The 25,337-nt window shown below is 65.4% G+C and carries 26 protein-coding genes; 13 read left to right on the forward strand and 13 right to left on the reverse strand.

Annotated elements, in window-relative coordinates; all coding sequences use genetic code 11:
- Positions 1–208 precede the first annotated feature (208 nt).
- Positions 209–1,531, forward strand: a complete 1,323-nt coding sequence (locus tag OH705_RS14190; protein ID WP_023630780.1) for a dicarboxylate/amino acid:cation symporter — start codon at positions 209–211, stop codon at positions 1,529–1,531.
- Positions 1,532–1,588: 57 nt separating this feature from the next.
- Here the strand turns inward: OH705_RS14190 and OH705_RS14195 are convergent, their stop codons facing one another.
- Together OH705_RS14195 and OH705_RS14200 are read right to left on the reverse strand one after the other, a co-directional pair.
- On the reverse strand, positions 1,589–2,083 hold the full coding sequence (locus OH705_RS14195; RefSeq protein ID WP_023630779.1) for a SprT family zinc-dependent metalloprotease: 495 nt from the start codon (positions 2,081–2,083) through the stop codon (positions 1,589–1,591).
- A gap of 140 nt (positions 2,084–2,223) precedes the next feature.
- Positions 2,224–2,823: a Yip1 family protein gene (locus OH705_RS14200; protein WP_023630778.1), complete on the reverse strand. Its 600-nt coding sequence runs from the start codon at positions 2,821–2,823 to the stop codon at positions 2,224–2,226.
- Positions 2,824–3,086: 263 nt separating this feature from the next.
- On the opposite strand from OH705_RS14200, the gene ttcA reads away from it, so the two are divergent.
- Positions 3,087–3,911 (forward strand): tRNA 2-thiocytidine(32) synthetase TtcA, encoded by an 825-nt coding sequence (gene ttcA, locus OH705_RS14205; RefSeq protein WP_023630777.1) that lies wholly within the window; start codon positions 3,087–3,089, stop codon positions 3,909–3,911.
- A gap of 4 nt (positions 3,912–3,915) precedes the next feature.
- Positions 3,916–4,587 (forward strand): DNA-3-methyladenine glycosylase I, encoded by a 672-nt coding sequence (locus OH705_RS14210; RefSeq protein ID WP_023630776.1) that lies wholly within the window; start codon positions 3,916–3,918, stop codon positions 4,585–4,587.
- 33 nt (positions 4,588–4,620) lie between these two features.
- Here the strand turns inward: OH705_RS14210 and OH705_RS14215 are convergent, their stop codons facing one another.
- The 3 genes from OH705_RS14215 to arsC are packed head-to-tail and all read right to left on the reverse strand — an operon-like array spanning position 4,621 to position 5,982.
- Positions 4,621–5,034 carry a DUF2069 domain-containing protein gene (locus OH705_RS14215; protein ID WP_267302393.1) on the reverse strand — a complete coding sequence of 138 codons (414 nt, stop codon included), beginning with the start codon at positions 5,032–5,034 and terminating at the stop codon, positions 4,621–4,623.
- Positions 5,027–5,632 carry an NAD(P)H:quinone oxidoreductase gene (wrbA, locus tag OH705_RS14220; protein ID WP_038706629.1) on the reverse strand — a complete coding sequence of 202 codons (606 nt, stop codon included), beginning with the start codon at positions 5,630–5,632 and terminating at the stop codon, positions 5,027–5,029. The genes OH705_RS14215 and wrbA overlap by 8 nt, the downstream gene beginning before the upstream one ends.
- Complete coding sequence (gene arsC, locus OH705_RS14225; RefSeq protein WP_023632208.1) at positions 5,629–5,982, reverse strand: arsenate reductase (glutaredoxin); 354 nt, start codon at positions 5,980–5,982, stop codon at positions 5,629–5,631. Before arsC ends, wrbA begins: the two co-directional genes overlap by 4 nt.
- Positions 5,983–6,068: 86 nt before the next feature.
- Between arsC and OH705_RS14230 the strand changes: the two genes are divergently transcribed.
- On the forward strand, positions 6,069–6,536 hold the full coding sequence (locus OH705_RS14230; RefSeq protein ID WP_023632209.1) for a TlpA disulfide reductase family protein: 468 nt from the start codon (positions 6,069–6,071) through the stop codon (positions 6,534–6,536).
- Between the two features lie 74 nt (positions 6,537–6,610).
- Here OH705_RS14230 and OH705_RS14235 read toward each other — a convergent pair whose 3' ends face one another.
- The 4 genes from OH705_RS14235 to OH705_RS14250 all read right to left on the reverse strand — a co-directional run bounded on the left by OH705_RS14235 (position 6,611) and on the right by OH705_RS14250 (position 11,356).
- On the reverse strand, positions 6,611–7,015 hold the full coding sequence (locus OH705_RS14235) for an META domain-containing protein (RefSeq protein ID WP_023632210.1): 405 nt from the start codon (positions 7,013–7,015) through the stop codon (positions 6,611–6,613).
- Positions 7,016–7,450, reverse strand: a complete 435-nt coding sequence (locus tag OH705_RS14240) for a hypothetical protein (protein WP_023632211.1) — start codon at positions 7,448–7,450, stop codon at positions 7,016–7,018.
- 31 nt (positions 7,451–7,481) lie between these two features.
- A complete protein-coding gene (locus OH705_RS14245; RefSeq protein ID WP_038706628.1) occupies positions 7,482–8,471 on the reverse strand; it encodes a 2-hydroxyacid dehydrogenase in 990 nt (329 codons plus the stop codon).
- A gap of 128 nt (positions 8,472–8,599) precedes the next feature.
- On the reverse strand, positions 8,600–11,356 hold the full coding sequence (locus OH705_RS14250) for a response regulator (RefSeq protein WP_094011803.1): 2,757 nt from the start codon (positions 11,354–11,356) through the stop codon (positions 8,600–8,602).
- Between the two features lie 196 nt (positions 11,357–11,552).
- Between OH705_RS14250 and OH705_RS14255 the strand changes: the two genes are divergently transcribed.
- From OH705_RS14255 to OH705_RS14285, 7 genes are all read left to right on the forward strand, one after another.
- Complete coding sequence (locus OH705_RS14255) at positions 11,553–12,269, forward strand: response regulator transcription factor (RefSeq protein ID WP_267302395.1); 717 nt, start codon at positions 11,553–11,555, stop codon at positions 12,267–12,269.
- A 3-nt stretch (positions 12,270–12,272) separates the two neighbouring features.
- Positions 12,273–13,673 carry a sensor histidine kinase gene (locus OH705_RS14260; RefSeq protein WP_267302396.1) on the forward strand — a complete coding sequence of 467 codons (1,401 nt, stop codon included), beginning with the start codon at positions 12,273–12,275 and terminating at the stop codon, positions 13,671–13,673.
- Positions 13,674–13,767: 94 nt separating this feature from the next.
- The gene (gene cysM / locus OH705_RS14265) at positions 13,768–14,667 is read left to right on the forward strand and encodes a cysteine synthase CysM (protein WP_023631413.1); all 900 of its coding nucleotides are present in this window, start codon (positions 13,768–13,770) and stop codon (positions 14,665–14,667) included.
- Positions 14,667–16,025, forward strand: coding sequence for a 23S rRNA (uracil(1939)-C(5))-methyltransferase RlmD (gene rlmD / locus OH705_RS14270; protein ID WP_267302397.1), 1,359 nt, complete (start codon positions 14,667–14,669; stop codon positions 16,023–16,025). Before cysM ends, rlmD begins: the two co-directional genes overlap by 1 nt.
- A 99-nt stretch (positions 16,026–16,124) precedes the next feature.
- The gene (gene relA, locus OH705_RS14275; RefSeq protein ID WP_038706624.1) at positions 16,125–18,365 is read left to right on the forward strand and encodes a GTP diphosphokinase; all 2,241 of its coding nucleotides are present in this window, start codon (positions 16,125–16,127) and stop codon (positions 18,363–18,365) included.
- A 122-nt stretch (positions 18,366–18,487) separates the two neighbouring features.
- A complete protein-coding gene (gene mazG, locus OH705_RS14280) occupies positions 18,488–19,321 on the forward strand; it encodes a nucleoside triphosphate pyrophosphohydrolase (RefSeq protein ID WP_023630168.1) in 834 nt (277 codons plus the stop codon).
- A gap of 26 nt (positions 19,322–19,347) precedes the next feature.
- The gene (locus tag OH705_RS14285) at positions 19,348–19,887 is read left to right on the forward strand and encodes a DUF2058 domain-containing protein (protein WP_023630169.1); all 540 of its coding nucleotides are present in this window, start codon (positions 19,348–19,350) and stop codon (positions 19,885–19,887) included.
- A gap of 46 nt (positions 19,888–19,933) precedes the next feature.
- Here the strand turns inward: OH705_RS14285 and OH705_RS14290 are convergent, their stop codons facing one another.
- From OH705_RS14290 to purM, 4 genes are all read right to left on the reverse strand, one after another.
- On the reverse strand, positions 19,934–20,116 hold the full coding sequence (locus OH705_RS14290) for a hypothetical protein (protein WP_023630170.1): 183 nt from the start codon (positions 20,114–20,116) through the stop codon (positions 19,934–19,936).
- Positions 20,117–20,365: 249 nt separating this feature from the next.
- On the reverse strand, positions 20,366–21,076 hold the full coding sequence (locus tag OH705_RS14295; protein ID WP_023630171.1) for a DUF3108 domain-containing protein: 711 nt from the start codon (positions 21,074–21,076) through the stop codon (positions 20,366–20,368).
- An 8-nt stretch (positions 21,077–21,084) separates the two neighbouring features.
- Entirely contained in the window at positions 21,085–21,738 is a 654-nt protein-coding gene (purN, locus tag OH705_RS14300; RefSeq protein ID WP_267302398.1) for a phosphoribosylglycinamide formyltransferase, read from the reverse strand.
- On the reverse strand, positions 21,738–22,796 hold the full coding sequence (gene purM / locus OH705_RS14305) for a phosphoribosylformylglycinamidine cyclo-ligase (protein WP_038706623.1): 1,059 nt from the start codon (positions 22,794–22,796) through the stop codon (positions 21,738–21,740). Before purM ends, purN begins: the two co-directional genes overlap by 1 nt.
- 342 nt (positions 22,797–23,138) lie before the next feature.
- On the opposite strand from purM, the gene OH705_RS14310 reads away from it, so the two are divergent.
- Together OH705_RS14310 and OH705_RS14315 are read left to right on the forward strand one after the other, a co-directional pair.
- Positions 23,139–24,194, forward strand: coding sequence for a DUF2066 domain-containing protein (locus tag OH705_RS14310; protein WP_267302399.1), 1,056 nt, complete (start codon positions 23,139–23,141; stop codon positions 24,192–24,194).
- A gap of 12 nt (positions 24,195–24,206) precedes the next feature.
- Positions 24,207–25,280, forward strand: a complete 1,074-nt coding sequence (locus OH705_RS14315; RefSeq protein WP_038706621.1) for an AI-2E family transporter — start codon at positions 24,207–24,209, stop codon at positions 25,278–25,280.
- Positions 25,281–25,337: the final 57 nt, after the last annotated feature.

The raw sequence follows: 25,337 nt of genomic DNA on the forward strand, positions 1-25,337 counted from the left end.
CGCCCCGTACCGGGGCATTCACACCCTGTAATCATTGGCTGTGCACCTCAAGCGGGCACTTTGGCATCGCCCTTGCTATTCACCTGGCAGAGGCCTGCCCAGGCGCTCGAACACAACGACAAATCCCTCCGGGTACAGGAGGGTTCGCGATTCAGGTGCCCCGACATCCTGGGAAGGATGCGCCGGCCCACTTGAGGAAAAACTAGCCATGACGACTCGTCAGCCGCTGTACAAATCGCTGTATGTCCAGGTGATCGTCGCGATCACCATCGGTATCCTGCTCGGCCACTACTACCCGGAAACCGGCGTAGCCCTCAAACCCTTGGGTGACGGCTTCGTCAAGCTGATCAAGATGGTCATCGCGCCGATCATCTTCTGCACCGTAGTCAGCGGCATCGCGGGCATGCAGAGCATGAAGTCGGTCGGCAAGACCGGCGGTTACGCGCTGCTGTACTTCGAGATCGTCTCCACCATCGCCCTGATCATCGGCCTGGTGGTAGTCAACGTGGTGCAGCCGGGCGCCGGCATGCACGTCGACGTCAGCACCCTCAACGCCAGCAGCGTGGCTGCCTATGCCGCCGCCGGCGCGCAGCAGACCACCGTCGGCTTCCTGCTCAATGTCATCCCCAACACCGTGGTCGGCGCCTTCGCCAACGGCGACATCCTGCAAGTGCTGATGTTCTCGGTGCTGTTCGGCTTCGCCTTGCACCGCCTGGGCAGCTACGGCAAACCGGTGCTGGACCTGATCGACCGCTTCGCCCATGTCATGTTCAACATCATTAACATGATCATGAAGCTGGCCCCGATCGGCGCCTTCGGTGCCATGGCCTTCACCATCGGCCAATACGGCGTGGGTTCGCTGGTGCAGCTGGGCTACCTGATGGCCTGCTTCTACATCACTTGCCTGCTGTTCGTCCTGGTGGTGCTGGGCGGTATCTGCCGCGCCCACGGCTTCAGCGTGATCAAGCTGATCCGCTACATCCGTGAAGAACTGCTGATCGTGCTGGGCACCTCCTCCTCTGAGTCGGCCCTGCCGCGCATGCTGGCCAAGATGGAGCGCCTGGGCGCGAAGAAATCGGTGGTTGGCCTGGTGATCCCGACCGGCTACTCGTTCAACCTGGACGGTACCTCGATCTACCTGACCATGGCCGCGGTGTTCATCGCCCAGGCCACCGACACCACCATGGACATCACCCACCAGATCACCCTGCTGCTGGTGCTGCTGGTGGCCTCCAAGGGTGCCGCGGGCGTCACCGGTTCCGGCTTCATCGTCCTGGCCGCCACCCTGTCGGCCGTCGGCCACCTGCCGGTTGCCGGCCTGGCGCTGATCCTGGGTATCGACCGCTTCATGTCCGAAGCCCGCGCCCTGACCAACCTGATCGGCAACGCCGTGGCCACCGTGGTCGTGGCCAAGTGGGTCAAGGAGCTGGACACCGACACCCTGCAGGCCGAATTGGCGTCTGGCGGCTCGCCGCTGATCGACACCCGTCCGACCGACGACCTGGGCGTGGCCGAAGGCCCGGCGCGTTGAGCGTGAGTTGAAATGCGAAAAGGCGACCCTCGGGTCGCCTTTTTGATGCGTTGACGATTATTCGACCCGGGTCTCGCCGCTGTATACCAGGATCTCCCGGCAGCGCCGGCACAAGTAGCGCCGCCCCTGGCGCACCAGCTTGTGGCGCTGGGCGGTGAACGGGAAATCGCTTTCCGGGCACGGGCAACGGTAGATGTAACGTGTCGCCACGCGCCGCTGCACTTCGTAGTTGTGGCAGCGGTTCGGCGGCAGCTCGTACACCCCGCGCATGATCAACTGCCACTCCTCGCCATGGGCCTGGATGCGCTCGCCGAACAGCTGGTGGGCGATCAGGTGGGCGACCTCGTGGGCCACGGTCTGGCGCAGGAAGTCTTCGGCGTTCTCGCGGTACAGCTGCAGGTTGAAGCGCAGCAGGTTCTCGTGCAGGTGGGCGACGCCGGCCTTCTGTCCGCGCAGCTTGAAGCTGACCTGCGGGCGCGGGAAGGGGCGTTTGAAGAAGTTTTCGGCTTGCTGGTAACAGGTTTCGACGCGTTGTCTGAGCAGCTCGGGCATGGCGGGGTAGTTCTCCTGACCGGGCATTATGCCGCAGGCAACGGGCGGCTGCCGAGCCGCCGGTCAGGCACACGAAGCGAGGCCGCCTTGCGGCGGCCCCGGTGATGCCCCAGTGTTGGTTGGATCTGGTTGGTATGCGTTCAGTTGGTATAGACGGGCCCCACGCCCAGTCCCCAGATGATCACGGTCGCGGCCATGATCGCCACCAGAACCACGAGGCCCACCGCCAGCACCGAGCTGGAGAACAGGAAGCCTTCATCCGACGGTATGTTCATGAAGGTCGGCAAGCCGACATACAGCAGGTACACGGTGTAGCAGATCGCCGCCGTGCCGATCAGCATGCCCAGCCACAGGTGTGGGTACAGCGCCGCAAGGCCGCCGATGAACAGCGGAGTGGCGGTGTAGGTGGCAAAGGCGATGCACTGCGCCATGCTCGGGTTGGCGTCGTAGGTGCGCGCCATCCAGTGGATGAAGGCGCCCATCACCGCCACGCCTGCGAGCATCGCCAGGTAGGACATGATGCTCATCCACAATGCGCTTTCCATGGTCAGCATCACGGCTGGCCGCTCGCCGATCACCCAGCCGACCTGGGTGGTGCCGATGAACGCCGACACGGCGGGGATCGCCGCCAGGATCAGCGTGTGTGTCAGGTACATGTGGCTGATGCTTTCATCCTCGCCACGAATCTCCCGCCACTCCTGGTCGGGGTGGGTGAACAGCCCAACAACGTGATGAATCATACGGGTCACTCCTATCGTCGTTGCCAAACGCCCCCCGGATGGAGCGCCTATGGCCCGAGGCCAGGACACCAGGTGCTGCGCCAATGTGGCCTTATGTCGCAGTATAGGAAGCGGATTCCCGCATAAAACCGGCTTTTTAGAGCAAATCGCGCTGTCAGGACGGTTGTTGATTCCCTTGAAGTCTTTATCGGATTCACCTACTGCGCCGCCCGGTTTGTGCGTAAAATAGCCGGCTTTTGTCACACCTCGCGGATCCAAGCGCTATGGGCACCCTCTCGGTCAACCAGAACAAACTGCAAAAACGCCTGCGTCGCCTCGCCGGCGAAGCCATCACCGACTTCAACATGATCGAGGATGGCGACAAGGTCATGGTCTGCCTGTCCGGCGGCAAGGACAGCTACACCATGCTCGACGTTCTGTTGCACCTGCAGAAGGTGGCGCCGATCAAGTTCGAGATCGTTGCGGTGAACATGGACCAGAAGCAGCCGGGCTTCCCCGAGCACGTGCTGCCGGCCTACCTCAAGGAACTGGGCGTCGAGTACCACATCGTCGAGAAGGACACCTACTCGGTGGTCAAGGAGCTGGTGCCCGAGGGCAAGACTACCTGCTCGCTGTGCTCGCGCCTGCGCCGCGGCACCCTGTACACCTTCGCCGACGAGATCGGCGCGACCAAGATGGCCCTGGGGCACCACCGCGACGACATCGTCGAGACCTTCTTCCTCAACATGTTCTTCAACGGCGCGCTCAAGGGCATGCCGCCGAAGCTGCGCGCCGATGACGGGCGCAACGTGGTGATCCGCCCGCTGGCCTACTGCAGCGAGAAGGACATCCAGGCCTACTCGGACATGAAGGAATTCCCGATCATCCCGTGCAACCTGTGCGGCTCGCAGGAAAACCTGCAGCGCCAGGTGGTCAAGGACATGCTGGTGGAGTGGGAGCGCAAGCACCCTGGCCGTACCGAGAGCATCTTCCGCGCCCTGCAGAACGTCGCCCCGTCGCAATTGGCCGACCGCAACCTGTTCGACTTCACCAGCCTGAAGATCGACGAGAGCGCCACCCCGCGTTTCCTCGACGTGCTGAACATCTGACCTTATGCGTGACTACCAGTGGTTGCATGAGTACTGCCTGAACCGCTTCGGTTCGGCCCAGGCGCTGGAAGCCTTCCTGCCGCAGCCGCGCACACCCGCGCAGCTGCGTGACATCACCGACGACCGCTACCTGTCGACCCTGGCCCTGCGCGTGTTCCGCGCCGGGCTCAAGCACAGCCTGGTGGATGCCAAGTGGCCGGCGTTCGAGCAGGTGTTCTTTGGCTTCGACCCGGAGAAAGTGGTGCTGATGGGCGCCGAGCACCTGGAGCGACTGATGCAGGACGAGCGCATCATCCGCCACCTGGGCAAGCTCAAGAGCGTGCCGCGCAATGCGCAGATGATCCTCGACGTGGCGAAGGAGAAGGGCAGTTTCGGCGCGTTCATCGCCGACTGGCCCGAGACCGATATCGTCGGGCTGTGGAAGTACCTGGCCAAGCATGGCAACCAGCTGGGCGGGTTGTCGGCGCCGCGTTTCCTGCGCATGGTCGGCAAGGACACCTTCATCCCCACCGACGACATGGCCGCCGCGTTGATCGCCCAGAAGATCATCGACAAGCCGCCGACCAGCCTGCGTGACCTGGCACTGGTGCAGCAGGCGTTCAACCAGTGGCATGCCGAAAGCGGGCGGCCGCTGTGCCAGTTGTCGGTGATGTTGGCGCATACCGTCAACCATTGAGATCGCCGGGGCCGCAATGCGGCCCCGATACGGTCAGGCACCCTCGCCGGCCAGGCGTCGATCCTGCTGGAACTTCCAGCGCACGAACAGCAAGCCGCTGACGAACAGCCCCAGGCTCACCAGCACTTCGACCCAGCCGAACAGTGCTCGGGCGGGGTCGAAGGCGGCCAGCACGCCCTTGATGAAGTACATATTGACCACGAAGCAGGTCCAGGCATGCGCCCGGGCGCTGCCCATCAGCATGCCCGGCAGCAACAGCAGCAGGGGGATCAGCTCGATGGCCAGGATCACCTCGACCCGCGCCCCGTGCAGGTTGGCGAACCACAGGTTGTTCACCACCAGCAGGGCGATCAGGCCGAAGAAGCAGGCCAGGCTCAGGGCGCGGGTCAGCCGTACGCGTGGGGCGAGCCACTCCAGCGGCGGCAGCACCTTGGGTTTTCTAGCCACGCTGGCCACCCAGGGCCTTGGCGGTGTTGGCCAGGCGTTGGCCGAGGGCGCGGCACAGGGTGATCTCGTGCTGGTCCAGCTCGCGCTTGCCGTCGGCGCCGGCATGGTGGCTGGCGCCGTACGGGGTGCCGCCGCCGCGGGTATCGAGCAGCGCCGACTCGCTGTAGGGCAGGCCGGTGACCAGCATGCCGTGGTGCATCAGCGGCAGCAGCATCGACAGCAGGGTGGTTTCCTGGCCGCCGTGCAGGCTGGCGGTGGAAGTGAACACCGCCGCCGGCTTGCCCACCAGTTCGCCGCCCAGCCACAGGCTGCTGGTACCGTCGAGGAAGTACTTGAGCGGCGCGGCCATGTTGCCGAAGCGGGTCGGGCTGCCCATGGCCAGGCCCGCGCAGTGGCGCAGGTCGTCGAGGGTGGCGTACAGCGCGCCGCTGGCCGGGATGTCCGGGGCCACGGCTTCGCACTCCGTGGAGATCGCCGGCACCGTGCGCAGGCGTGCCTCCATGCCGGCCATCTCGACGCCGCGGGCAATATGCCGGGCCATCTCGCTGGTCGAGCCGTGGCGGCTGTAGTACAGCACCAGGATGTAGGGTTCGCTCACGGCAGGATCTCCAGGACCTTCTCGGGTGGGCGACCGATCACGGCCTTGTTGCCTGCGACCAGGATCGGGCGTTCGATCAGCTTGGGATGCTCGACCATCGCCTTGATCAACTGAGCGTCGCTCAGGGCAGGGTTGGCCAGCTCCAGGGCCTTGTATTCGTCTTCGCCGGTGCGCAGCAGTTGGCGCGCGCCGATGCCCAGCTTGGCAAGCAGCTGTTCGAGGGTGGCGGCGTCCGGCGGGGTCTCGAGATAGCGCACGATGGTCGGTGCGAGGCCGCGTGCCTCGAGCAGTTCCAGGGCGCCGCGGGATTTCGAGCAGCGCGGGTTATGATAGAGGGTCAGATCGGTCATGACGGGTCGCATCCAGCTGGGTGTGGCGGCTATTCTAACCGCAGCGACCGACTTCAATGCTTGAAAACTTCGAGAAGGATTGACCCATGGCAAGGCGTTTGGCAGCTGCACTGGCCATCACCGCGAGCCTGCTGCTCGGCGGCTGCGGTGCGGACTACGGCGTGGACCAGCACGGCAATACGGTGAAGGCCGAACAGGTCGAGGGGCACTGGCTGGTGCTCAACTACTGGGCCGAATGGTGCGGCCCGTGCCGTACCGAAATCCCCGAGCTCAATGCTGCGGCGAAGCAGTGGGATGCCGAGGGCATCAAGGTGCTGGGGGTGAACTTCGATGGCTTGCAGGGCGCCGACCTCAAGGCCGCCGCCGAGACCCTCGGCATCGGCTTCACCGTGCTCGCGCAAGACCCGGCCGAGCGCTATGAGCTGCCGCGCAGCGAGGCGCTGCCGGTGACCTATATCATCGATGACAAGGGCAAGGTGCGCGAGCAACTGCTGGGCGAGCAGACCCTCGAGGGTTTGCAGGCCAAGATCAAGGCGTTGAAAGGCGGCGCCTGAACCCTGCATCGCGGGGCAAGTCGCATCGGCGCACCGTCGCTCCCACGTAGGAGCGGGCTTGCCCCGCGATGGTTTCAGCCTTCCTCAGGCCAGAACCGCAGCGGCTTGCCCTCGGCCGGCCAGAAGCGGATCTGCTCGATTGGCGACACGTCCCAGCGCTGCACCGTTTCCAGCGCCTGCAGGAAGCGTTTCTCCTGGTCCATCAGCGCTGGCGCGCATAGCTTGCGGGTCTTGCCGACCTTGCCGAAGCTTAAGTGCTCGCCGTCCAGCGTATAGGGCGCGAACCAGTGGTTGCAGCCGGCATTGCCATAGGCACGACCATCGCTGGCCAGGGTCAGGGTCAGGTGGCTGTAGTCGATCAGCGGGCGTTCACCGATCCACTCCAGCAGGTAGCTTTGCTCCTGCTGCAGCTTCGAAGGTTGCGACGCGCAGCCCATCAGGCCAGTGGCGATCAGCACGCCGGTCAGCAGCTGTTTCACTCAGGCTCGCTCCTGGCACTGCGGGCACAGGTGCTTGTCGCCCTGGCTGGCCCAGCCCAGCTCCTGGACACGGGCGGTGGCTGCCGGGGCGTGGCCCTTTTTGCCGAGCTTGGCTTCGGTGGCGAACTCGAAGTCCAGCACCGCGTCGCAGCCATCACACTTGACCTGCCACTCGTGGATTTCCAGTTCGTTGAATACTGGCCCCTGGGCCACGGCCACCCACTGCCCGGTGGGGTTGATCAGGTGGCGTACGCTGTCCACGGTCAGGCGCATGGACAGGGTTTTGCTGCCTTTGAGCGAAACCAGCAGTGCGTCGCCTTTCTGGATCGAGCCGCCGTTGCCGGTGACCTGATAGCGGCCCGGTACCAGCGCGCGGCACTCGATCAGGGTGTGTTGCGGGTTGAAAAGGGTGTAGCGGAAATCGTGTTCGACCATGGGTCCTCCAGAAATGCCGCGTATCCTAGCATCATCCCGTGACCAGATTCTGCGGATTGCCTGCCGCCCAGCGGGCGATGTTGTCCAGGGTGATGGCCGCGATGGCATCCAGGGCCTCGCGGGTAAGAAACGCCTGGTGCGCGGTGACGATCACGTTGGGGAAGGTCAGCAGCCGTGCCAGCACGTCGTCCTGCAGCGGCAAGTCGGAGCGGTCTTCGAAGAACAGCTGCGCCTCTTCTTCATACACATCTAGCCCCAGGTAGCCGAGCTGGCCGCTCTTGAGCGCGTCGATCAGTGCCGGGGTGTCGACCAGCGCGCCGCGGCCGGTGTTGATCAGCATGGTGCCGGGCTGCAGCTGGGCCAGGCTCTGGGCATTGATCAGGTGGCGGGTATGTTCGGTCAGCGGGCAGTGCAGGCTGATGATACGTGTCTGGCGCAGCAGCTCGGGCAGCTCCAGGTAGCGGGCGCCGAGGGCGACCAGCTCAGGGTTGGGGTAGGGGTCGTAGGCCAGCAGCTGGCAGCCGAAACCGGCCATGATGCGGGCGAAGGCCGCGCCGATCTGGCCGGTGCCGACCACGCCGACGGTCTTGCCGTGCAGGTCGAAGCCGGTCAGGCCGTGCAGGGTGAAATCACCTTCGCGGGTGCGGTTGTAGGCGCGGTGTAGGCGGCGGTTGAGGGCCAGGATCAGGGCCACGGCATGTTCGGCGACGGCGTGCGGCGAGTAGGCCGGCACGCGCACCACGCTGAGCCCGAGGCGCTGCGCGGCAGCCAGGTCGACGTGGTTGTAGCCGGCCGAGCGCAGGGCGATCAGGCGCGTGCCGCCAGCGGCCAGGCGCTGTAGGACCTGGGCGTCGAGTTCATCGTTAATGAAGGCGCACACCACTTCGAAGCCCTGGGCGAGGGCGGCGGTGTCCAGGGTCAGGCGGGCGGACTGGTAGTGCAGCTCCAGGGCGTCCGCGCTGGCGGCGCGGGTGAAGCTTTCCTGGTCGTAGTGCTGGCTGCTGAACAACAGGGCGCGCATGGGGGCTTCCTTCTGTGAGTCGGCAACAGTCTAGGCCGTCAGGGAGATCGGGTATTGATCTGTGACGGCCCTGTCGCGGGGCAAGTCGCACCCCCGCTCCCACGACTCTTGCAAAGCCTGTGGGGGATTCAGGCGCTTTCGCGTGCCTGCTCGGCCAGTCGGCTGATGGCCTGGTCCAGTTCGTCCAGGGCCTGCAACGCCTGGGGGCTGTCCTGCTTGAGCAAGGTCTCGCTGCGCTGGCAGGCCGCGCGCAACTGCGGTACGCCGCAATAACGCGAGGCGCCGTTGAGCCGGTGCACCCGCTCGATCATGGCGTTGCGGTCGGCAGCGTCGCGGGCGGCCTGGATGGCCTCGCGGTCGGACTCCAGCGAGGCCAGGAGCATGGCCAGCATATCCGCCGCCAGGTCCGGCTTGCCGGCGGCCAGGCGCAGCCCTTCCTCCGGGTCGAGCACCTTCAGCTCGCTGCTGTCGGGCAGGCGCTCACTGGGCCGTTCCTGTGGCGGTGAGCCCAGGCTCAGGCCGGTCCATTTCATCACCACCTGGGCCAACTGGCGCTCGCTGATCGGCTTGGTCAGGTAGTCGTCCATGCCGCTGTGCAGCAAGGCACGCTTTTCGTTGGCCATGGCGTGGGCGGTGAGGGCCACGATGGGCAGGGCCGGACCGCTCTGGCTGGCCTCCCACTGGCGAATCTGTTCGGTGCAGGCACGGCCATCCATGCCTGGCATCTGCACATCCATCAGCACCAGGTCGAAGGGCTCGTCCTGCACGGCCTGCACCGCGGCATAGCCGCTGTCCACCGCCAGTACCTCGGCGCCCATTCCTTCGAGCAGGGTCTGCACCAGCAGCAGGTTGGCCGGGTTGTCGTCGACGCACAGGAGCTTGGGCATGCGTTGGCCGCCGTTGCTGCGTTGCTCGCACACCGGCCGGCGCGGCTGCACCAGTTCCAGCAGCAGGCGACGCAGCTTGCGTGTGCAGGTGGGCTTGGCCAGCAACTGGCCGTGGGCGTTGGGCAGGTAAGGGTGGTAGAGCGGCTGCTCGGTGGTGGGGCACAGCACCACGCACTGGCATCCCAGGCGCTCGAGCTGTTGGTGGTATTGCCCCAGTTGTTCCGGCGCCAGGCTGCCGAGATTGACCCCGAGCACGGCGAAGTCGAACGGCTGCCCGGCCTGGCTTGCCGCCTGCACGCCGTGCAGCAGTTGGTCGCAGGAAGCGAACACGGTGACCGCCAGGCCGCAGTCCTCGAGCTGGTGCTGCAATGCCTGGCGGGCCAGGTCGTGCCCGTCGACGATGGCCACGCTACGGCCGACCAGGGCCTGGGCGGGTTGCTCCTCGGTGTCGTCGTGGGCCTTGGGCAGGTTGAGGCTGATCCAGAACTGCGAGCCTTCGCCCGGCGTGCTGTCGACGCCGATTTCGCCACCCATCTGTTCGATCAGGCGCTTGGAGATCACCAGGCCCAGGCCGGTACCGCCGGGCTGGCGTGACAGCGAGTTGTCGGCCTGGCTGAAGGCCTGGAACAGGGTGCGCACATCCTGCGGCGACAGGCCGATGCCGGTGTCCTGGACGCTGATGCGCAGTTGCACGCTGTCTTCCTGCTCGTCCTCGAGCATGGCGCGCACGACGATGGTGCCTTCGCGGGTGAACTTGATGGCATTGCTCACCAGGTTGGTGAGGATCTGCTTGAGCCGCAAGGGGTCGCCCACCAGCGACAGCGGGGTGTCGCGGTAGACCAGGCTGAGCAGCTCCAGCTGCTTGGCATGGGCGGCCGGGGCAAGGATGGTCAGGGTGTCCTGGATCAGGTCGCGCAGGTTGAGCGGGATGCTGTCGAGTACCAGCTTGCCGGCCTCGATCTTGGAGAAGTCGAGGATCTCGTTGATGATCCCCAACAGGTTGTCGGCGGATTTCTCGATGGTGCCGAGGTAGTCGAGCTGGCGAGGGCTCAGCTCGCTCTTCTGCAACAGATGGGTGAAGCCGAGGATGCCGTTGAGCGGGGTGCGGATCTCGTGGCTCATGTTGGCGAGGAACTCGGACTTGATGCGGCTGGCCTCCAGGGCCTCCTTGCGCGCCATGTCCAGCTCGATGTTCTGGATCTCGATGGTTTCCAGGTTCTGGCGCACGTCCTCGGTGGCCTGGTCGATGCTGTGCTGCAGCTCTTCGTGGGCGCTATGCAGGGTCTCGGCCATGCGGTTGATGCCAGCGGCCAGTTCGTCGAGCTCGTGGCTGCCCATGGCTGGCAGGCGTTCGTCGAGGTGGCCGTCCTTGAGCTGGTTGACCGCGTGCTTGATGCGGTTGATCGGGTCGTTGATGGTGCGGCTCATGCGCAGGGCGAGCAGCGCGGTCAGGCTCAGGCAGGCGAGGATCAGCAGCAGGCTGGTGAACAGGTTGCGGTAGCCGCGCAGCAGGGTGCCGTCGTGGGATAGCTCGATCTCCACCCAGCCGAGCAGGCGCTCGGCTTCGGCGGGTACGGCGTCGGTGGCCAGGTCGCGGTGATGGCCGAACACCGGCATCAGGTAACGGGTGGCATCGTTGCCGGTGCGCTGGAGCAGTTGCGTGCCGGTGCCGCCGCTGGGCGGCTGGTTGAGCATGCTGGGGCCGGCGTGGGCCAGGCGCGTGCGGTCGGCGGCGAGGAACGCCACGGCGCGCACGTCGACCTGCTCCAGGGCCTGGGCCGCGATGCGCTCCAGCTGCGCCGGGGACTGGCGGGCCAGGGCCGGCGCCGCCAGGGGCGCCAACTGCTCGGCGATCATCTTGCCGCGTTGCAGCAGCTGCGTGCGCAGGTCGCTCTGCTGCAACCAGGTGAAGTAACTGCCCAGCACCAGGGCCATCAGGCTGGCGGGGAGCAAGGCCAGCAGCAGGACGCGGCTGCGGATTCCCAAACGGTCGAGCACACCTGTCTCCTGTCATGTGCCTTGAAAAGCGCTGTTCGCGCATCAGCGGGAACGTTACTCCGCGCCGCAGGCATTTGTAAGGCTTTTGTTTGCCAAGTAAGGCCGGCTGTACGATGGCGCGTCAGTCGGGCGACGGTTGCCTTGCCAGGAGCGCTTGCCCAATAATCACGCAACTGAGAATCGATGGCAGTTGCCAATGCATCCTGAAGCTATTCACGCCACCCACATCCTGGCCATCGAGGACGATCCCGTGCTCGGTGCCTACCTGCGCGAAGAATTGCGTCGCGGCGGCTTCCAGGTGACTTGGTGCCGTAGTGGTCTGGAGGGGCTTGAGGAGGCGGGACGACAAGCCTTCGACCTGGTCCTGCTGGACATCCTGCTGCCCGGCATCAATGGCCTGGATGCGCTGACCAGCCTGCGCCGACGCAGCGCCACGCCGGTCATCCTGATGTCGGCGCTGGGGGCCGAGGCCGATCGTATCAATGGTTTTGAACGCGGCGCGGACGACTACCTGCCAAAGCCTTTCAGTTTCGCCGAGCTGCGGGTGCGCATCGAGGCCATCCTGCGCCGAGTGGCTTTCGAACGACGGGCGTTGGCGCCGCGCAAGGAGGCGGAGCCGCTGTTGCGCTTTGACGAGCAAGCGGCCGATATCTGCCTTGCCGGCCAGTGGGCCGGGCTGACCCCCAGCGAATACCGCCTGCTCGACACCTTGTATCGCAGCGAGGACGAGGTCCTCAGCAAGCCGTTCCTGTACCAGCAGGTGCTGCAGCGCGGATACTCGCGCCATGACCGCAGCCTGGACATGCACGTCAGCCAGATTCGCCGCAAGCTCAAGGCCATCGGTTATCACGAGCGGCAGATCCGCACCGTCTGGGGCAAGGGCTATGTATTCGGCGTGGGCGAGGTCGACTGAGTCGTGCTCGATCGCCATTCGCTGTTCTGGAAATTGGCCGTCCTGCTGGTGGGCTTCTGCCTGCTGATGATCGGCCTCAGCTACAGCTGGGGTCGCCATATGGAAACCCAGGACGCCTTCCTTTCCGAACCCGCGCGTCAGGTGCTGCGTGGTTACGCGGCCGAGGCGGAGCTGGCCTGGCGCAGGGGCGGCGCTGATGGTGTCGATGCCTGGCTGGCCGAGATGCGTGGGCGCGAGCAAGGCTGGGCGGGGGTGCTTGATGGCGACCTGCAGCCGTTGGGCAACGCTGATCTCACTGCCCGGCAGGCCCAGCGCCTGACCCGCCTGCGCGGCGTTGACTGGCCGATGAGCCGGCGCAGTATCGGCCAGCCCTGGTTGCGCCTGCCGTTCCCCGGCGCGCCGGAGCAGGGCATGTTGGTGATCGAACTGCCGGAGCGCTTCAACCCGGGCCAGTACCGGTTGTTCTGGCGCATCGTCACCAACGGCATCATTCCTGGACTGTTTACCCTGCTGTTGTGCGTCGGCCTGTACCGCATGCTGATCGTGCCGCTCAACCAATTGCGTGAACAGGCCAGCGCCTGGCGCGCCGACCAACTGGCGGCGCGCCTGGATCCGCGCACCACCCGGCGCAAGGACGAGCTGGGCGAACTGGCCAGGGCCTTCGACCAGATGGCCGAGCGCCTGCAGGGCACCGTGGCCTTGCAGCAGCAGTTGCTGCGCGACCTGTCCCACGAGATGCGCACGCCGCTCAGCCGCCTGCGCGTGGCCTGCGACGGCGAAACCGACCTGCAGCGCCTGCGTGAACGCCTGCACCGCGAGGTGGACGGCATGCAGCAACTGGTCGAGGACACTTTGCAACTGGCCTGGCAGGACGCCGAGCGCGCCCCGGTGAACCTGGAACCGATCCAGGTGCCGGCGCTGTGGGACCTGCTCAGCGAGAATGCCTGTTACGAAAGCGGCTGGACACCTGGGCAGTTGCGCTGTGCGTTGCCGGCGGACTGCTGGGTGCGGGGCAGCCTCAACGACCTTGCCCAGGCGCTCGAGAACATGCTGCGCAACGCCATCCGTCACTCGCCGGAGGCGGGTGTGGTGCGCCTGGGCGGCTGGCGTGAAGGCGGGTATTGGCGTATCGACCTGGAGGATGACGGCGGTGGCGTGGCCGAGGAAGACCTCGAGCGGATCTTCGCGCCGTTTTCCCGGTTGGACGGGGCGCGGCCCGGGGACGGTGGCTTCGGCTTGGGCTTGAGCATTGCCCGCAATGCGATCCGCCGCCAGGGTGGGCTGGTGTGGGCGGTCAATGGCGAGCGTGGCCTGCGCCTGTGCATGCGCCTGCCTGCCCATGAAGCGGGGCCGTCGGTTGGTCCGGCGCGGACAAGCCCGGTGCCAGGGAACAATTGCTTATAGCTACCCGCTATAACCACCGACAATTGCGTGATATGGCCGCGCCGGGTTTGCCGGTATGATAGGCGCCCCTGCCGTCCGGATTGCGAAAACGCCCATGACCCTGCAGTACCCAACCATCGCCGACTGCGTCGGCCATACGCCGCTGGTTCGCCTGCAGCGCATCGCCGGGAACACCAGCAATACCTTGCTGCTCAAGCTCGAAGGCAACAACCCGGCAGGTTCGGTCAAGGACCGCCCGGCGTTGTCGATGATCACCCGTGCCGAACTGCGTGGCCAGATCAAGCCCGGCGACACCCTCATCGAAGCCACCTCCGGCAATACCGGCATCGCCCTGGCCATGGCCGCGGCGATCAAGGGCTACAAGATGATCCTGATCATGCCGGACAACTCCACCGCCGAACGCAAGGCGGCCATGACCGCCTATGGCGCCGAGCTGATCCTGGTGACCAAGGAAGAGGGCATGGAAGGCGCCCGCGATCTCGCGGAAAAACTGCAGGCCGAAGGCCGTGGGCTGGTGCTTGACCAGTTCGCCAACGGCGACAACCCGATCGCGCACTACAACAGCACGGGCCCGGAGATCTGGCAGCAGACCCAGGGCACGATCACCCACTTCGTCAGCTCCATGGGCACGACCGGCACCATCATGGGTTGTTCGCAATACCTCAAGGAGCAGAACCCGGCGGTGCAGATCGTTGGCCTGCAGCCGATGGAAGGCTCGGCCATTCCGGGCATTCGCCGTTGGCCCCACGAGTACCTGCCGAAGATCTTCGACGCCACCCGGGTCGACCGCGTGGTCGACATGTCCCAGCAGGAGGCCGAGGAAACCACCCGTCGCCTGGCCCGCGAAGAGGGCATTTTCTGTGGCGTATCCTCCGGCGGGGCGGTGGCGGCGATGTTGCGTCTGTCCCGTGAAGTCGAGAACGCGGTGATGGTCGCCATCATCTGCGACCGCGGCGACCGTTACCTTTCCACCGGCCTGTTCGATCCGACCTGATGTCCAGAAAGAAAAGCAATACCGGCCTGCGTTTTCAGCCGGCCGGCGGCAACCGTGCCGCACAAGTGCCGGTGGGCAAGAAGCAGCGCTTGCTGATCGAGCGCGTGGCCGGTGACGGCCGTGGCATCGCCTTCAGCGAGGGTCGTACCTGGTTCGTCAGCGGCGCGCTGGGCGGCGAAGACGTCGAGGCGCGGGTGCTTGCCGCACGCGGCAAGGTGGTCGAGGCGCGCCTGGAACGGGTGTTCCAGGCCAGCGCCGAGCGCCGCGAAGCGCCCTGCCGTCACTACGCCCGCTGTGGCGGCTGCAACCTTCAGCACCTACCCCATGACGGCCAGCTGGCGCTCAAGCAGCGCCTGCTCGCCGAGCAGTTGCAGCGGGTGGCCGGCGTGCAGCCCGAAGAGTGGGCTGTTCCCTTGTGCGGACCGGAATTCGGCTACCGTCGCCGGGCGCGGGTAGCGGTACGCTGGGACACCAAGGCGCGTCAGCTGGAGGTCGGTTTCCGCGCCGAGGCCAGCCAGGACATCGTTGCCATCGACGACTGCGCGGTGCTGGTACAGCCCTTGCAGGCGATCATGCGCCACTTGCCGACCGTGTTGCGCAGCTTGAGCAAGCCGCAGGTGTTGGGGCATGTGGAGCTGTTCAGTGGTACCGCGGAGGCAGTGATGGTCCGGCATGTGGCGCCCTTGCCAAGTGAAGACCTGGCGCGGCTCGAGGCATTCTGCCGCGAGGCCGGCGCCCAGTTATGGCTGCAGGGCGAGGGCGAGCCGGCGCCAGTAGACGCCGCGGCGCAACTGGGCTTTGCTTTGGAGCCCTGGGGCCTGGAACTGGCCTGGCGGCCGGGGGATTTCGTCCAGGTCAATGCCCAGGTCAACACTTCGATGATCCAGCAGGCTTTGGCCTGGCTGGCGCCCCAGGCGCATGAGCGGGTCCTGGACCTGTTCTGCGGCCTGGGCAACTTTGCCTTGCCACTGGCCCGCCAGGCGCGCGAGGTGGTGGCGGTGGAAGGCGTGCAGGCCATGGTCAGCCGTGCCGAGGCCAACGCCCACGCCAACAATGTGCATAACGCACGGTTTTTTCAGGCCGATTTATCGCAGCCTTTGGCAGGCGCTGGATGGGGTACCGAGGGCTTTTCTGCGGTACTCTTGGATCCACCGCGCGACGGGGCTTTCGAGGTAGTGCAGGGCCTCGCCCGGCTGGGTGCGAAACGGCTGGTCTATGTATCGTGCAACCCCGCCACGCTGGCGCGTGATACGCAAGTGCTGGTCGGGCAGGGGTACCGGTTAAAAAGGGCCGGGATTCTCGACATGTTTCCTCAGACGGCGCATGTCGAAGCCATGGCGTTATTCGAAGCGGGCTAGCCGGGCTGGCCCTCTTGGTGCGGCCATCAGGGATTGAGGGACGCACAGGTGATAGCCAGTGCACCCGCGTGGTGCGCTGTATGGAAAGGTAAAGCAAAGATGGTACAGGTGAGAGTGCACCAGCCGGTCAACAACGACGGCAGTATCAATCTCGAAGCATGGCTCGATCATGTGGTGAGCGTCGATTCGCAACTCGATCGCCCGGGGTTGAAGGAGGCCTGCGAGTTTGCCCACGAGGTCGAGAAGAAAGGCAACCCGGCCAAGCATTCCTGGGCCGATGGCACGTCCAGTTTCCAGGCGGGGCTCGAGATCGCCGAAATCCTCGCCGACCTCAAGCTCGACCAGGATTCCCTGGTGGCGGCTGTCATCTACCGTTCGGTGCGCGAAGGCAAGGTGACCTTGGCCGAGGTCGGCCAGCGCTTCGGGCCGGTGGTGTCCAAGCTGATCGACGGCGTACTGCGCATGGCGGCCATCAGTGCCAGCCTCAGCCCGCGCCAGTCGCTGGTGCTCGGCTCCCAGGCGCAGGTCGAGAACCTGCGCAAGATGCTGGTGGCGATGGTCGACGATGTACGCGTGGCGCTGATCAAGCTGGCCGAGCGTACTTGTGCCATTCGGGCGGTCAAGGCGGCCGATGACGAGAAGCGCCTGCGTGTGGCGCGCGAGGTGTTCGATATCTATGCGCCGCTGGCGCACCGCCTGGGTATCGGCCATATCAAGTGGGAACTCGAGGACCTGTCGTTCCGCTACCTCGAGCCCGACCAGTACAAGCAGATCGCCAAGTTGCTGCACGAGCGCCGGCTGGACCGCGAGCGCTTCATCAGCGACGTGATGAACCAGTTGCAGAACGAGCTGCTGGCCACCGGCGTCAACGCCGATATCAGTGGCCGGGCGAAACACATCTATTCGATCTGGCGCAAGATGCAGCGCAAGGGCCTGGAGTTCAGCCAGATCTACGACGTGCGCGCGGTGCGCGTGCTGGTGCCGGAAGTGCGTGACTGCTACACCGCGCTGGGCATCGTGCACACCCTGTGGCGGCACATTCCGAAAGAGTTCGACGATTACATCGCCAACCCCAAGGAAAACGGCTATCGCTCCCTGCACACCGCGGTGATCGGCCCCGAGGGCAAGGTGCTCGAGGTGCAGATCCGCACCCATGGCATGCACGAGGAAGCCGAGCTGGGTGTCTGCGCCCACTGGCGCTACAAGGGCACCGATGTCAAGCCCAGCTCGAACCACTACGAAGAGAAGATCTCCTGGTTGCGCCAGGTGCTGGAGTGGCACGAGGAACTGGGCGACATCGGCGGCCTGGCCGAACAGCTGCGCGTCGATATCGAGCCGGATCGCGTCTACGTGTTCACCCCCGACGGCCACGCCATCGACCTGCCCAAGGGCTCGACGCCGCTGGACTTTGCCTATCGGGTACACACCGAGATCGGCCACAACTGTCGCGGCGCCAAGATCAACGGGCGCATCGTGCCGCTGAACTACAGCCTGCAGACCGGCGAGCAGGTGGAGATCATCACCAGCAAGCACGGCAGCCCGAGCCGCGACTGGCTGAACTCCAACCTGGGCTACGTGACCACCTCGCGGGCCCGGGCCAAGATTGTCCATTGGTTCAAGCTGCAGGCTCGCGACCAGAACGTCGCCGCCGGCAAGACCCTGCTCGAACGTGAGCTGTCGCGCCTGGGCCTGCCGCAGGTGGACTTCGAGCGCCTGGCCGAGAAGGCCAACGTCAAGACCGCCGAGGACATGTTCGCCGCCCTCGGTGCCGGCGACCTGCGCCTGGCGCATATGGTCAACGCCGCCCAGCAGTTGCTCGAACCCGAGCGCCTGGAGCCGGTCGAGCTGATCCCGCGCCAGGCGCGGGGCATCCGTTCGGGCAAGCGCAACGACATTCAGATCCAGGGCGTCGGCAACCTGCTCACGCAGATGGCCGGCTGCTGCCAGCCGCTGCCGGGCGATGCCATCGTCGGCTACATCACCCAGGGCCGTGGCGTGAGCATTCACCGCCAGGACTGCGCCTCGGTGCTGCAGTTGGCGGGCAAGGAGCCGGAGCGCATGATCCAGGTCAGCTGGGGACCGATCCCGGTGCAGACCTACCCGGTCGACATCATCATCCGTGCCTACGACCGCCCGGGTTTGCTACGCGACGTTTCGCAGGTGCTGCTCAACGAGAAGATCAACGTGCTGGCGGTAAACACCCGCTCGAACAAGGAAGACAACACCGCCTTGATGTCGCTGACCATCGAGATCCCTGGCCTGGACGCCCTGGGGCGCTTGCTCGGCAGGATCTCGCAGTTGCCCAACATCATCGAGACGCGGCGTAACCGTACCCCTTGAGACAGAACGGGGCCGCTGTGCGGCCCATCGCTGGCAAGCCAGCTCCCACAGGTTCGGCATAACCCTGTGGGCGCCGGCTTGTCGGCGATCGAGGGCAAGGCCCTCGCTGAGGAAAGATATTCATGACCTACACCCTCGACGACCTGCTGCACCTGATGGCCCGCCTGCGTGACCCGCAATACGGTTGCCCCTGGGACCTCAAGCAGGACTACGCCAGCATCGTCCCGCACACGATCGAAGAGGCCTACGAAGTGGCCGACACCATCGAGCGCGGCGACTTCGAGCACCTGCAGGGCGAGCTGGGCGACCTGCTGTTCCAGGTGGTCTACTACAGCCAGCTGGCAAGGGAAGAAGGGCGTTTCGAGTTCGACGGCGTGGTCGATGCGATCACCCGCAAGCTCATCCGCCGCCACCCCCATGTATTCCCCACCGGCGAGCTCTATGCGCCGCTGGACACCCCCATGCTGGACGAGGCCCAGGTCAAGTCGCGCTGGGAAGAGATCAAGGCCGAGGAGCGCGCCGAGAAGAGCGAGCCTGAACAGCTCTCGCTGCTCGACGACGTGCCGGCGGCCTTGCCTGCGCTGTCACGGGCGGCCAAGCTGCAGAAGCGCGCCGCCACGGTCGGCTTCGACTGGCCGGACGCGCTGCCGGTGCTGGACAAGGTCCGTGAAGAGCTCGACGAAGTGCTGCAGGCCATGGCCGATGGCGACAGCGATGCGCTGGAAGATGAGCTGGGCGACCTGTTGTTCGCCACCGTCAACCTGGCCCGCCACCTGCGCCACGACCCGGAAAACGCCCTGCGCCGCGCCAATCGCAAGTTCGAGCGGCGCTTCCGATTCATCGAACAGGCATTGCGCGAGCAGGGCCTGAACATCCAAGATCGTACCCTCGACGAGCTGGACGCCCTGTGGGGCGAGGCCAAGCGTCAGGAAAAGAACCTGCCCAGCTGCGGCTGAGCTGATGCATAAGTGAGTGAACTTCCATGAGCCTTTCCCTTCGCGACCAATTGCTCAAAGCCGGTCTGGTCAACCAGAAACAGGTTTCTCAGACCAACAAGGCCGAGAAAAAACAGAAACGCCTGGAGCACAAAGGCCAGGTCGAGGTGGACGACAGCCAGCAGCGCCTGGCCAAGGAAGCCCAGGCCGAGAAGGCCCGAAAAGACCAGGAGCTGAACCGCCAGGTCCAGGAGAAGGCCGAGCAGAAGGCCCGTGCCGCGCAGATCAAGCAGTTGATCGAGGCGACCCGCCTGCCCAAGCTGAATACCGAGGACTACTACAACTTCGTCGATGACAAGAAGGTCAAGCGCATCGCCGTCAACGCCCTGATGCGCAGCAAGCTGAGCAACGGCGCGCTGGCGGTCGTCGCCCATGGCGGTGGCTACGAAGTGATTCCACGCGAGGCGGCGGTGAAGATCCAGGAGCGCGACCCCAAGCGCATCCTGCTGCTCAACACCCATGTCGAGGAGGCGGACGAGGACGACCCGTACGCAGCCTACAAGATCCCTGACGATCTGATGTGGTAAGCATGAAAAACCCCGCCTAGGCGGGGTTTTTCGTTTGAAGAGGGTGTTATTGCGACGGTCGCTGGTTCTCTAGGTATTCCAGCTCCATGCGGTATTGCTGGGCCTGGTGCTCATCATGGAACATGCCGACCAGTTGGCCCTGTTGATGCACATCCCAGATCCGCACACCAGCGGCCAGGCCTTCGTGGGACATTTTCGATTCGTCGCGTTCGGTTACTTGGACTGTCATCGTTAAACTCCACTGCTTCAGTTGGCTGCGACAGCGTGTCGCACACCCTCTTTATAGAGTTTGTTAGCAGGCTAAGTAAATAAAACAGCGATGAAACAAGTTTCATGAAGAGGCCAGTCGCGGGGCAAGCCCGCTTCCACGAATCGAACACAAATACGTGCGGGCTTGGCCCGCGATTGGGCGGTGCAGGCACTCACCGAAAAAGAAGCCCCGCACAAGGCGGGGCTTCGGGTATTGCAGGCAGCGCCATCAGTTACCCTTGACCGCCTTGCCGTCTACCGTGCCATCCTGCAGCACGATCACGTATTCCTTGCCATCGGTCTCGACCTGGCGCAGTTGCACCAGCAGGTAATCCCAGTCCTTGGCGAACCATAGCTCGGTGATGCGCTTGCTCTGGCTAGGATCGCGCACGCGCTCGACCTTGACCGCATCGACCTGGCCGGTCTTGGTGGCCACTTTCTCGGTGCCCAGCACGCGGAAGTCGTAGGTGTCGATCTCGTCACCGTCGACCACCTGGTAGGTCATGCTTTTCTTGCCGGCGGCCACGTCATGCTGCAGCGCCAGTTGATAGGACGACTTGTCCAGCACGCCGCGGTTGAGCGGCAGGCTGATCGCGTCGCCACGGTCGCTGCCGGTCACCTTCTTGCCGGTCCAGTCGAAGGTGAGGTCGACTTTCTTCGCCTTGCCCAAGCCGCCACGCTCGAAGTGGTACTTCTGCGGCAGCAGGGTGTCATTGTCGAGCTTGAGGGTGCTTTGCTCGGTCAGGCTGGCGATCATCATGGAGGCCTTGAAATTAAGGTCCCAGGTACCGTTGGCGTTCTTCACCAGGCTGCGCTCGGCAGTGCCGCTCATGGGCAGCTGCTTCCAGTCGGCGGTGTAGCTGGCCGCGAAAGGCTTCAGATCAGCTGCCTGGAGGGGCAGGGCGAGCACGGCGAGAGCCAAGAGCAGGGCGCGACGCATAAATTCTCCTAGGATCGAATCAAGTGACCGCTGGCCGCCAGCGGCTGGCCATCCAGTAATGCACCGTGCTCGCCCAGACGCAAGCGTCCTTCGGCGAACCAGCGCACCGCCAGCGGGTAGATCTGGTGTTCCTGCAGGTGCACGCGCTGGGCGAGCGTCTGCTCGGTGTCGTCCGTTGCAACCGGCACCACAGCCTGTACGACCAAAGGCCCGCCATCGAGTTCCTCGGTGACGAAGTGCACGCTGCAGCCGTGCTCGGCATCGCCAGCCTCCAGCGCGCGCTGGTGGGTGTGCAGCCCTTTATACTTGGGCAACAGTGACGGATGTATGTTGAGCAGGCGGCCTTGATAGTGGCGCACGAAGCCGCCACTCAAGATGCGCATGAAACCGGCCAGCACCACCAGGTCGGGGGCGAAGCCGTCGATCAGCGCCATCAGCGCCGTATCGAAGGCTTCGCGACCGTCGAAGCCGGTGTGCGCGAGCACCGCGGTGTCGATACCGGCGGCCTTGGCGCGTTCCAGGCCGTAGGCATCGGCGCGGTTGGAAATTACCGCGCGGATGCGTACCGGGCTGTCACTGGCGCTGTTGCTGTCGATCAGCGCTTGCAGGTTGCTGCCGGAGCCCGACAGCAGTACCACGACGTTGCAGGTCTTGCCCGGCATCAGTGTGCCTTGAGGTTCTTGAGCTCGACCTGGGCGGCGCCTTCGGCGGCTTCGGCGATCTGGCCGATGACCCACGGCTGCTCGCCGGCGGCGCGCAGCACGTTCAGGGCGTTGTCGACCTGGTCCTGGGCCACGCAGATGACCATGCCCACGCCGCAGTTCAGCACGCGGTGCATTTCATGTTCGTCGACGTTGCCTTTTTCCTGCAGGAAGTCGAACACCACCGGGCGCTGCCAGCTGGCCACGTCGACCACGGCCTGGGCGCCTTTTGGCAGTACGCGCGGGATGTTGTCCAGCAGGCCGCCGCCGGTGATGTGGGCCATGGCCTTGACCGCGCCGGTCTGTTTGATCAGCTGCAGCAGGGGCTTGACGTATATGCGGGTCGGCGCCATCAGCAGGTCGGCCAGCGGCTTGCCATCGAGCTGGGTGTTGTCGATGTCGGTGCCGGACACTTCGAGGATCTTGCGGATCAGCGAGTAGCCGTTGGAGTGCGGGCCGGAGGATGGCAGGGCGATCAGGGCGTCGCCGGTGACCACTTTCGAGCCGTCGATGATCTCGGCCTTTTCCACCACGCCGACGCAGAAGCCGGCCAGGTCGTAGTCTTCGCCTTCGTACATGCCTGGCATCTCGGCGGTTTCACCACCGACCAGCGAGCAGCCGGCCAGTTCGCAACCGGCGCCGATGCCGGTGACCACGGTGGCGGCCACGTCGACGTTGAGCTTGCCGGTGGCGTAGTAGTCGAGGAAGAACAGCGGCTCGGCGCCGCACACCACCAGGTCGTTGACGCACATGGCGACCAGGTCCTGGCCGATGCTGTCGTGCTTGTTCAGGTTCAGCGCCAGGCGCAGCTTGGTGCCGACGCCGTCGGTGCCGGAGACCAGCACCGGCTGCTTGTAGCCGGCCGGGATCTCGCAGAGGGCGCCGAAGCCGCCCAGGCCACCCATGACTTCAGGGCGTGCGGTGCGCTTGGCGACGCCCTTGATGCGTTCGACCAGTGCTTCGCCGGCGTCGATGTCTACACCGGCGTCTTTGTAGCTCAGGGAGGGTTGCTTGCTCATTGATCCAGGCCTTTAGGAGGGAGGGATTCAGAAAAACGACCGGGACGGCCAAGGCCACTTTCAGAAACGGCGGCTGCCTGTACGTCACTGGTCTGCGAAGGCGCGCGATTTTATCAGGGTTGCCCCAAGGCGGCCATCCTCAGGCCGACGGGCAGGCGGGAAATCTGGGCAAAAAACGCTGTTTCACCCTGTGCGACTGGTTGCCGCGTCGGCGCCTGTATAAGGTATAGGCATGGCGACGCGCGCAAAGGCGTGGCGCGGCGGAGCATTTTCCGGCGTGGCGCGGTCACAGCCCACAGGCAAGGGCGCGTCGCCCCAAGGTCATCTGGACAGGAATCCTCAATGCGTCTTCTCAATTTCCTTGCTGGCGCCTGCCTCGTCGTGGCCGGCACCCTCGCGCAGGCCGAAACCGTCTCGGGCCTGTATCAGGTTCGCGAGCCCGTCGAAGGGCAGGGCAGCGAGGCCCGCGCCCAGGCGACCGGCAAGGCGCTCGACACCCTGGTGTTGCGCCTGACCGGCGACCCCAAGGCCGCGCAGAACCCGGCACTGGCCGCGCTGCGCAAGGACCCGCAACAGATCATCAATCAGGTCGGTACCGAGTCAGGTCCACCGGAGTCGGTGTTGGTCGAGTTCGACCCCGGCAGCACCGAGCGCGCCCTGCGCCAGGCGGGGCTGGCATTGTGGGGCAGCAACCGGCCGTCGGTCCTGGGCTGGTGGCTGAACGACAGTGTCGAGGGCAGTAGCCTGGTCGGCGATGGCCAGAGCGCCGCCGAGCCATTGCGTCGGGCAGCCCAGCATCGCGGCCTGCCCCTGCGCCTGCCATTGGCCGATCTGCAGGAGCAATTGGTGGCCAATGCCAAGCTGCTCGAGGGTAACGACCCCGCGCCGCTGCGCGAGGCGTCCGAGCGCTATGGCGCCGACGCCTTGCTGGCGGTGCACGCCCATGAGGCCGACGGCAAGTGGCAGGGCAAGTGGCAGTTGTGGCTGGGCGACCAGCGCGAACAGGGCAGCGCCGAGGGCAGCGACCAGGCGGCCCTGGCCGATGCGGTGCTGCTGGCGGTGAGCAACCGCCTGGCGCCGCGTTATGTCACGCGGCCCGGCGCCAGCAGCGACCTGCAGGTACAGGTGCAGGGGATGAACCTGCAGCGTTACGCCGAACTGAGCCGGGTGCTGGAACCTTATGGCGCCCGCTTGCAGATGGCAGAAGGCGACACCCTGACCTACCAGGTCAGCGGCAATCGCGAGCAATTGCGCGCCCAGCTGGGCCTGGCCAAGCTACAGGAGCTGCCTGCGGAGCCAGCCGCCGCCACGCCTGCGCCGAGCGCGCAGGGCGATACCGGCACACCGCCGCCCACCACTGCCGCAACGCCGTTCGACGGCCTGCGCTTTCGCTGGTAAGGAGTGGCGCGAATGACTGACATGCGTCGTTGGATCTGGCTGGGCGCGGCCCTGGTGATTGCCGTGCTGCTGTACTTCCTGCACAACATCCTCTCACCGTTCCTGGTGGGCATCCTGCTGGCCTACCTGGCCGACCCGCTGGTCGATCGCCTGGAGCGGCTCGGGCTGTCGCGCACCTGGGGCGTGGTGGTGGTGTTCAGCCTGTTCACCCTGATCTTCCTGGCCCTGCTGCTGGTGCTGGTGCCGATGCTGGCCAAGCAGCTGCTGCGCCTGTACGAGCTGGCGCCGCAAATGCTCGATTGGCTGCAGCACGTGGCGCTGCCCTGGGTGCAGAGCCGCCTGGGCCTGGCGGATGGCTTCTGGAAATTCGACAAGATCAAGGCCGCGATCGGCGAGCACATGGGCCAGACCACCGACATCGTCGGCGTGCTGTTGTCCCAGGCCACCGCCTCGAGCCTGGCGCTGATCGGCTGGCTGGCCAACCTGGTGCTGATCCCGGTGGTGGGCTTCTACCTGCTGCGCGACTGGGATCTGATGATGGCCAAGCTGCGCAGCCTGCTGCCGCGCCAGCGTGAGCCGCAGGTGGTGGGGTTGGCCGGCGAGTGCCACGAGGTGCTCGGGGCGTTCGTGCGCGGGCAGCTGCTGGTAATGCTGGCGTTGGGCGTCATCTATTCCTCGGGGCTGATGCTGGTGGGCCTGGAGCTGGGCCTGCTGATCGGCATGCTGGCGGGGCTGGCGGCGATCGTGCCGTACATGGGCTTCATCATTGGCATTGGCGCGGCGCTGGTCGCCGGGTTGTTCCAGTTCGGCGGCGACCTCTATCCCATGCTCGGTATCGTCGCGGTGTTCATGGTCGGGCAGGCGCTGGAGGGCATGGTGCTGACGCCACTGCTGGTGGGCGACCGTATCGGCCTGCATCCGGTGGCGGTAATCTTCGCGATCCTGGCTGGCGGCGAGCTGTTCGGCTTTACCGGGGTGCTGCTGGCGCTGCCGGTGGCGGCAGTGATCATGGTGCTGCTGCGCCATGTCCACGACCTGTACAAGGAATCGGACATGTACGCCGGGGAAGTAGACCCGGATCTGTGAGCGATCACGGGGCAAGCGCGCTCCCATGCCCGGAGTCTTGAACACTAGAGGGCGTGG

The sequence above is a fragment of the Pseudomonas sp. BJa3 genome (assembly GCF_026343815.1).
Taxonomy (GTDB): Bacteria; Pseudomonadota; Gammaproteobacteria; order Pseudomonadales; family Pseudomonadaceae; genus Aquipseudomonas; species Aquipseudomonas soli.

Bases quoted from the DNA above. Each gene is read 5' to 3' on its own strand.
- OH705_RS14295 (WP_023630171.1), bottom strand. From the start codon at position 21,076: ATGCGTCGCGCCCTGCTCTTGGCTCTCGCCGTGCTCGCCCTGCCCCTC.
- relA (WP_038706624.1), top strand. From the start codon at position 16,125: ATGGTACAGGTGAGAGTGCACCAGCCGGTCAACAACGACGGCAGTATC.
- rlmD (WP_267302397.1), top strand. From the start codon at position 14,667: ATGTCCAGAAAGAAAAGCAATACCGGCCTGCGTTTTCAGCCGGCCGGC.
- arsC (WP_023632208.1), bottom strand. From the start codon at position 5,982: ATGACCGATCTGACCCTCTATCATAACCCGCGCTGCTCGAAATCCCGC.
- OH705_RS14190 (WP_023630780.1), top strand. From the start codon at position 209: ATGACGACTCGTCAGCCGCTGTACAAATCGCTGTATGTCCAGGTGATC.
- OH705_RS14285 (WP_023630169.1), top strand. From the start codon at position 19,348: ATGAGCCTTTCCCTTCGCGACCAATTGCTCAAAGCCGGTCTGGTCAAC.
- OH705_RS14230 (WP_023632209.1), top strand. From the start codon at position 6,069: ATGGCAAGGCGTTTGGCAGCTGCACTGGCCATCACCGCGAGCCTGCTG.
- OH705_RS14210 (WP_023630776.1), top strand. From the start codon at position 3,916: ATGCGTGACTACCAGTGGTTGCATGAGTACTGCCTGAACCGCTTCGGT.
- OH705_RS14195 (WP_023630779.1), bottom strand. From the start codon at position 2,083: ATGCCCGAGCTGCTCAGACAACGCGTCGAAACCTGTTACCAGCAAGCC.
- OH705_RS14240 (WP_023632211.1), bottom strand. From the start codon at position 7,450: ATGGTCGAACACGATTTCCGCTACACCCTTTTCAACCCGCAACACACC.
- mazG (WP_023630168.1), top strand. From the start codon at position 18,488: ATGACCTACACCCTCGACGACCTGCTGCACCTGATGGCCCGCCTGCGT.
- OH705_RS14310 (WP_267302399.1), top strand. From the start codon at position 23,139: ATGCGTCTTCTCAATTTCCTTGCTGGCGCCTGCCTCGTCGTGGCCGGC.
- OH705_RS14315 (WP_038706621.1), top strand. From the start codon at position 24,207: ATGACTGACATGCGTCGTTGGATCTGGCTGGGCGCGGCCCTGGTGATT.
- OH705_RS14200 (WP_023630778.1), bottom strand. From the start codon at position 2,823: ATGATTCATCACGTTGTTGGGCTGTTCACCCACCCCGACCAGGAGTGG.
- OH705_RS14245 (WP_038706628.1), bottom strand. From the start codon at position 8,471: ATGCGCGCCCTGTTGTTCAGCAGCCAGCACTACGACCAGGAAAGCTTC.
- OH705_RS14290 (WP_023630170.1), bottom strand. From the start codon at position 20,116: ATGACAGTCCAAGTAACCGAACGCGACGAATCGAAAATGTCCCACGAA.
- cysM (WP_023631413.1), top strand. From the start codon at position 13,768: ATGACCCTGCAGTACCCAACCATCGCCGACTGCGTCGGCCATACGCCG.
- purN (WP_267302398.1), bottom strand. From the start codon at position 21,738: ATGCCGGGCAAGACCTGCAACGTCGTGGTACTGCTGTCGGGCTCCGGC.
- ttcA (WP_023630777.1), top strand. From the start codon at position 3,087: ATGGGCACCCTCTCGGTCAACCAGAACAAACTGCAAAAACGCCTGCGT.
- OH705_RS14255 (WP_267302395.1), top strand. From the start codon at position 11,553: ATGCATCCTGAAGCTATTCACGCCACCCACATCCTGGCCATCGAGGAC.
- purM (WP_038706623.1), bottom strand. From the start codon at position 22,796: ATGAGCAAGCAACCCTCCCTGAGCTACAAAGACGCCGGTGTAGACATC.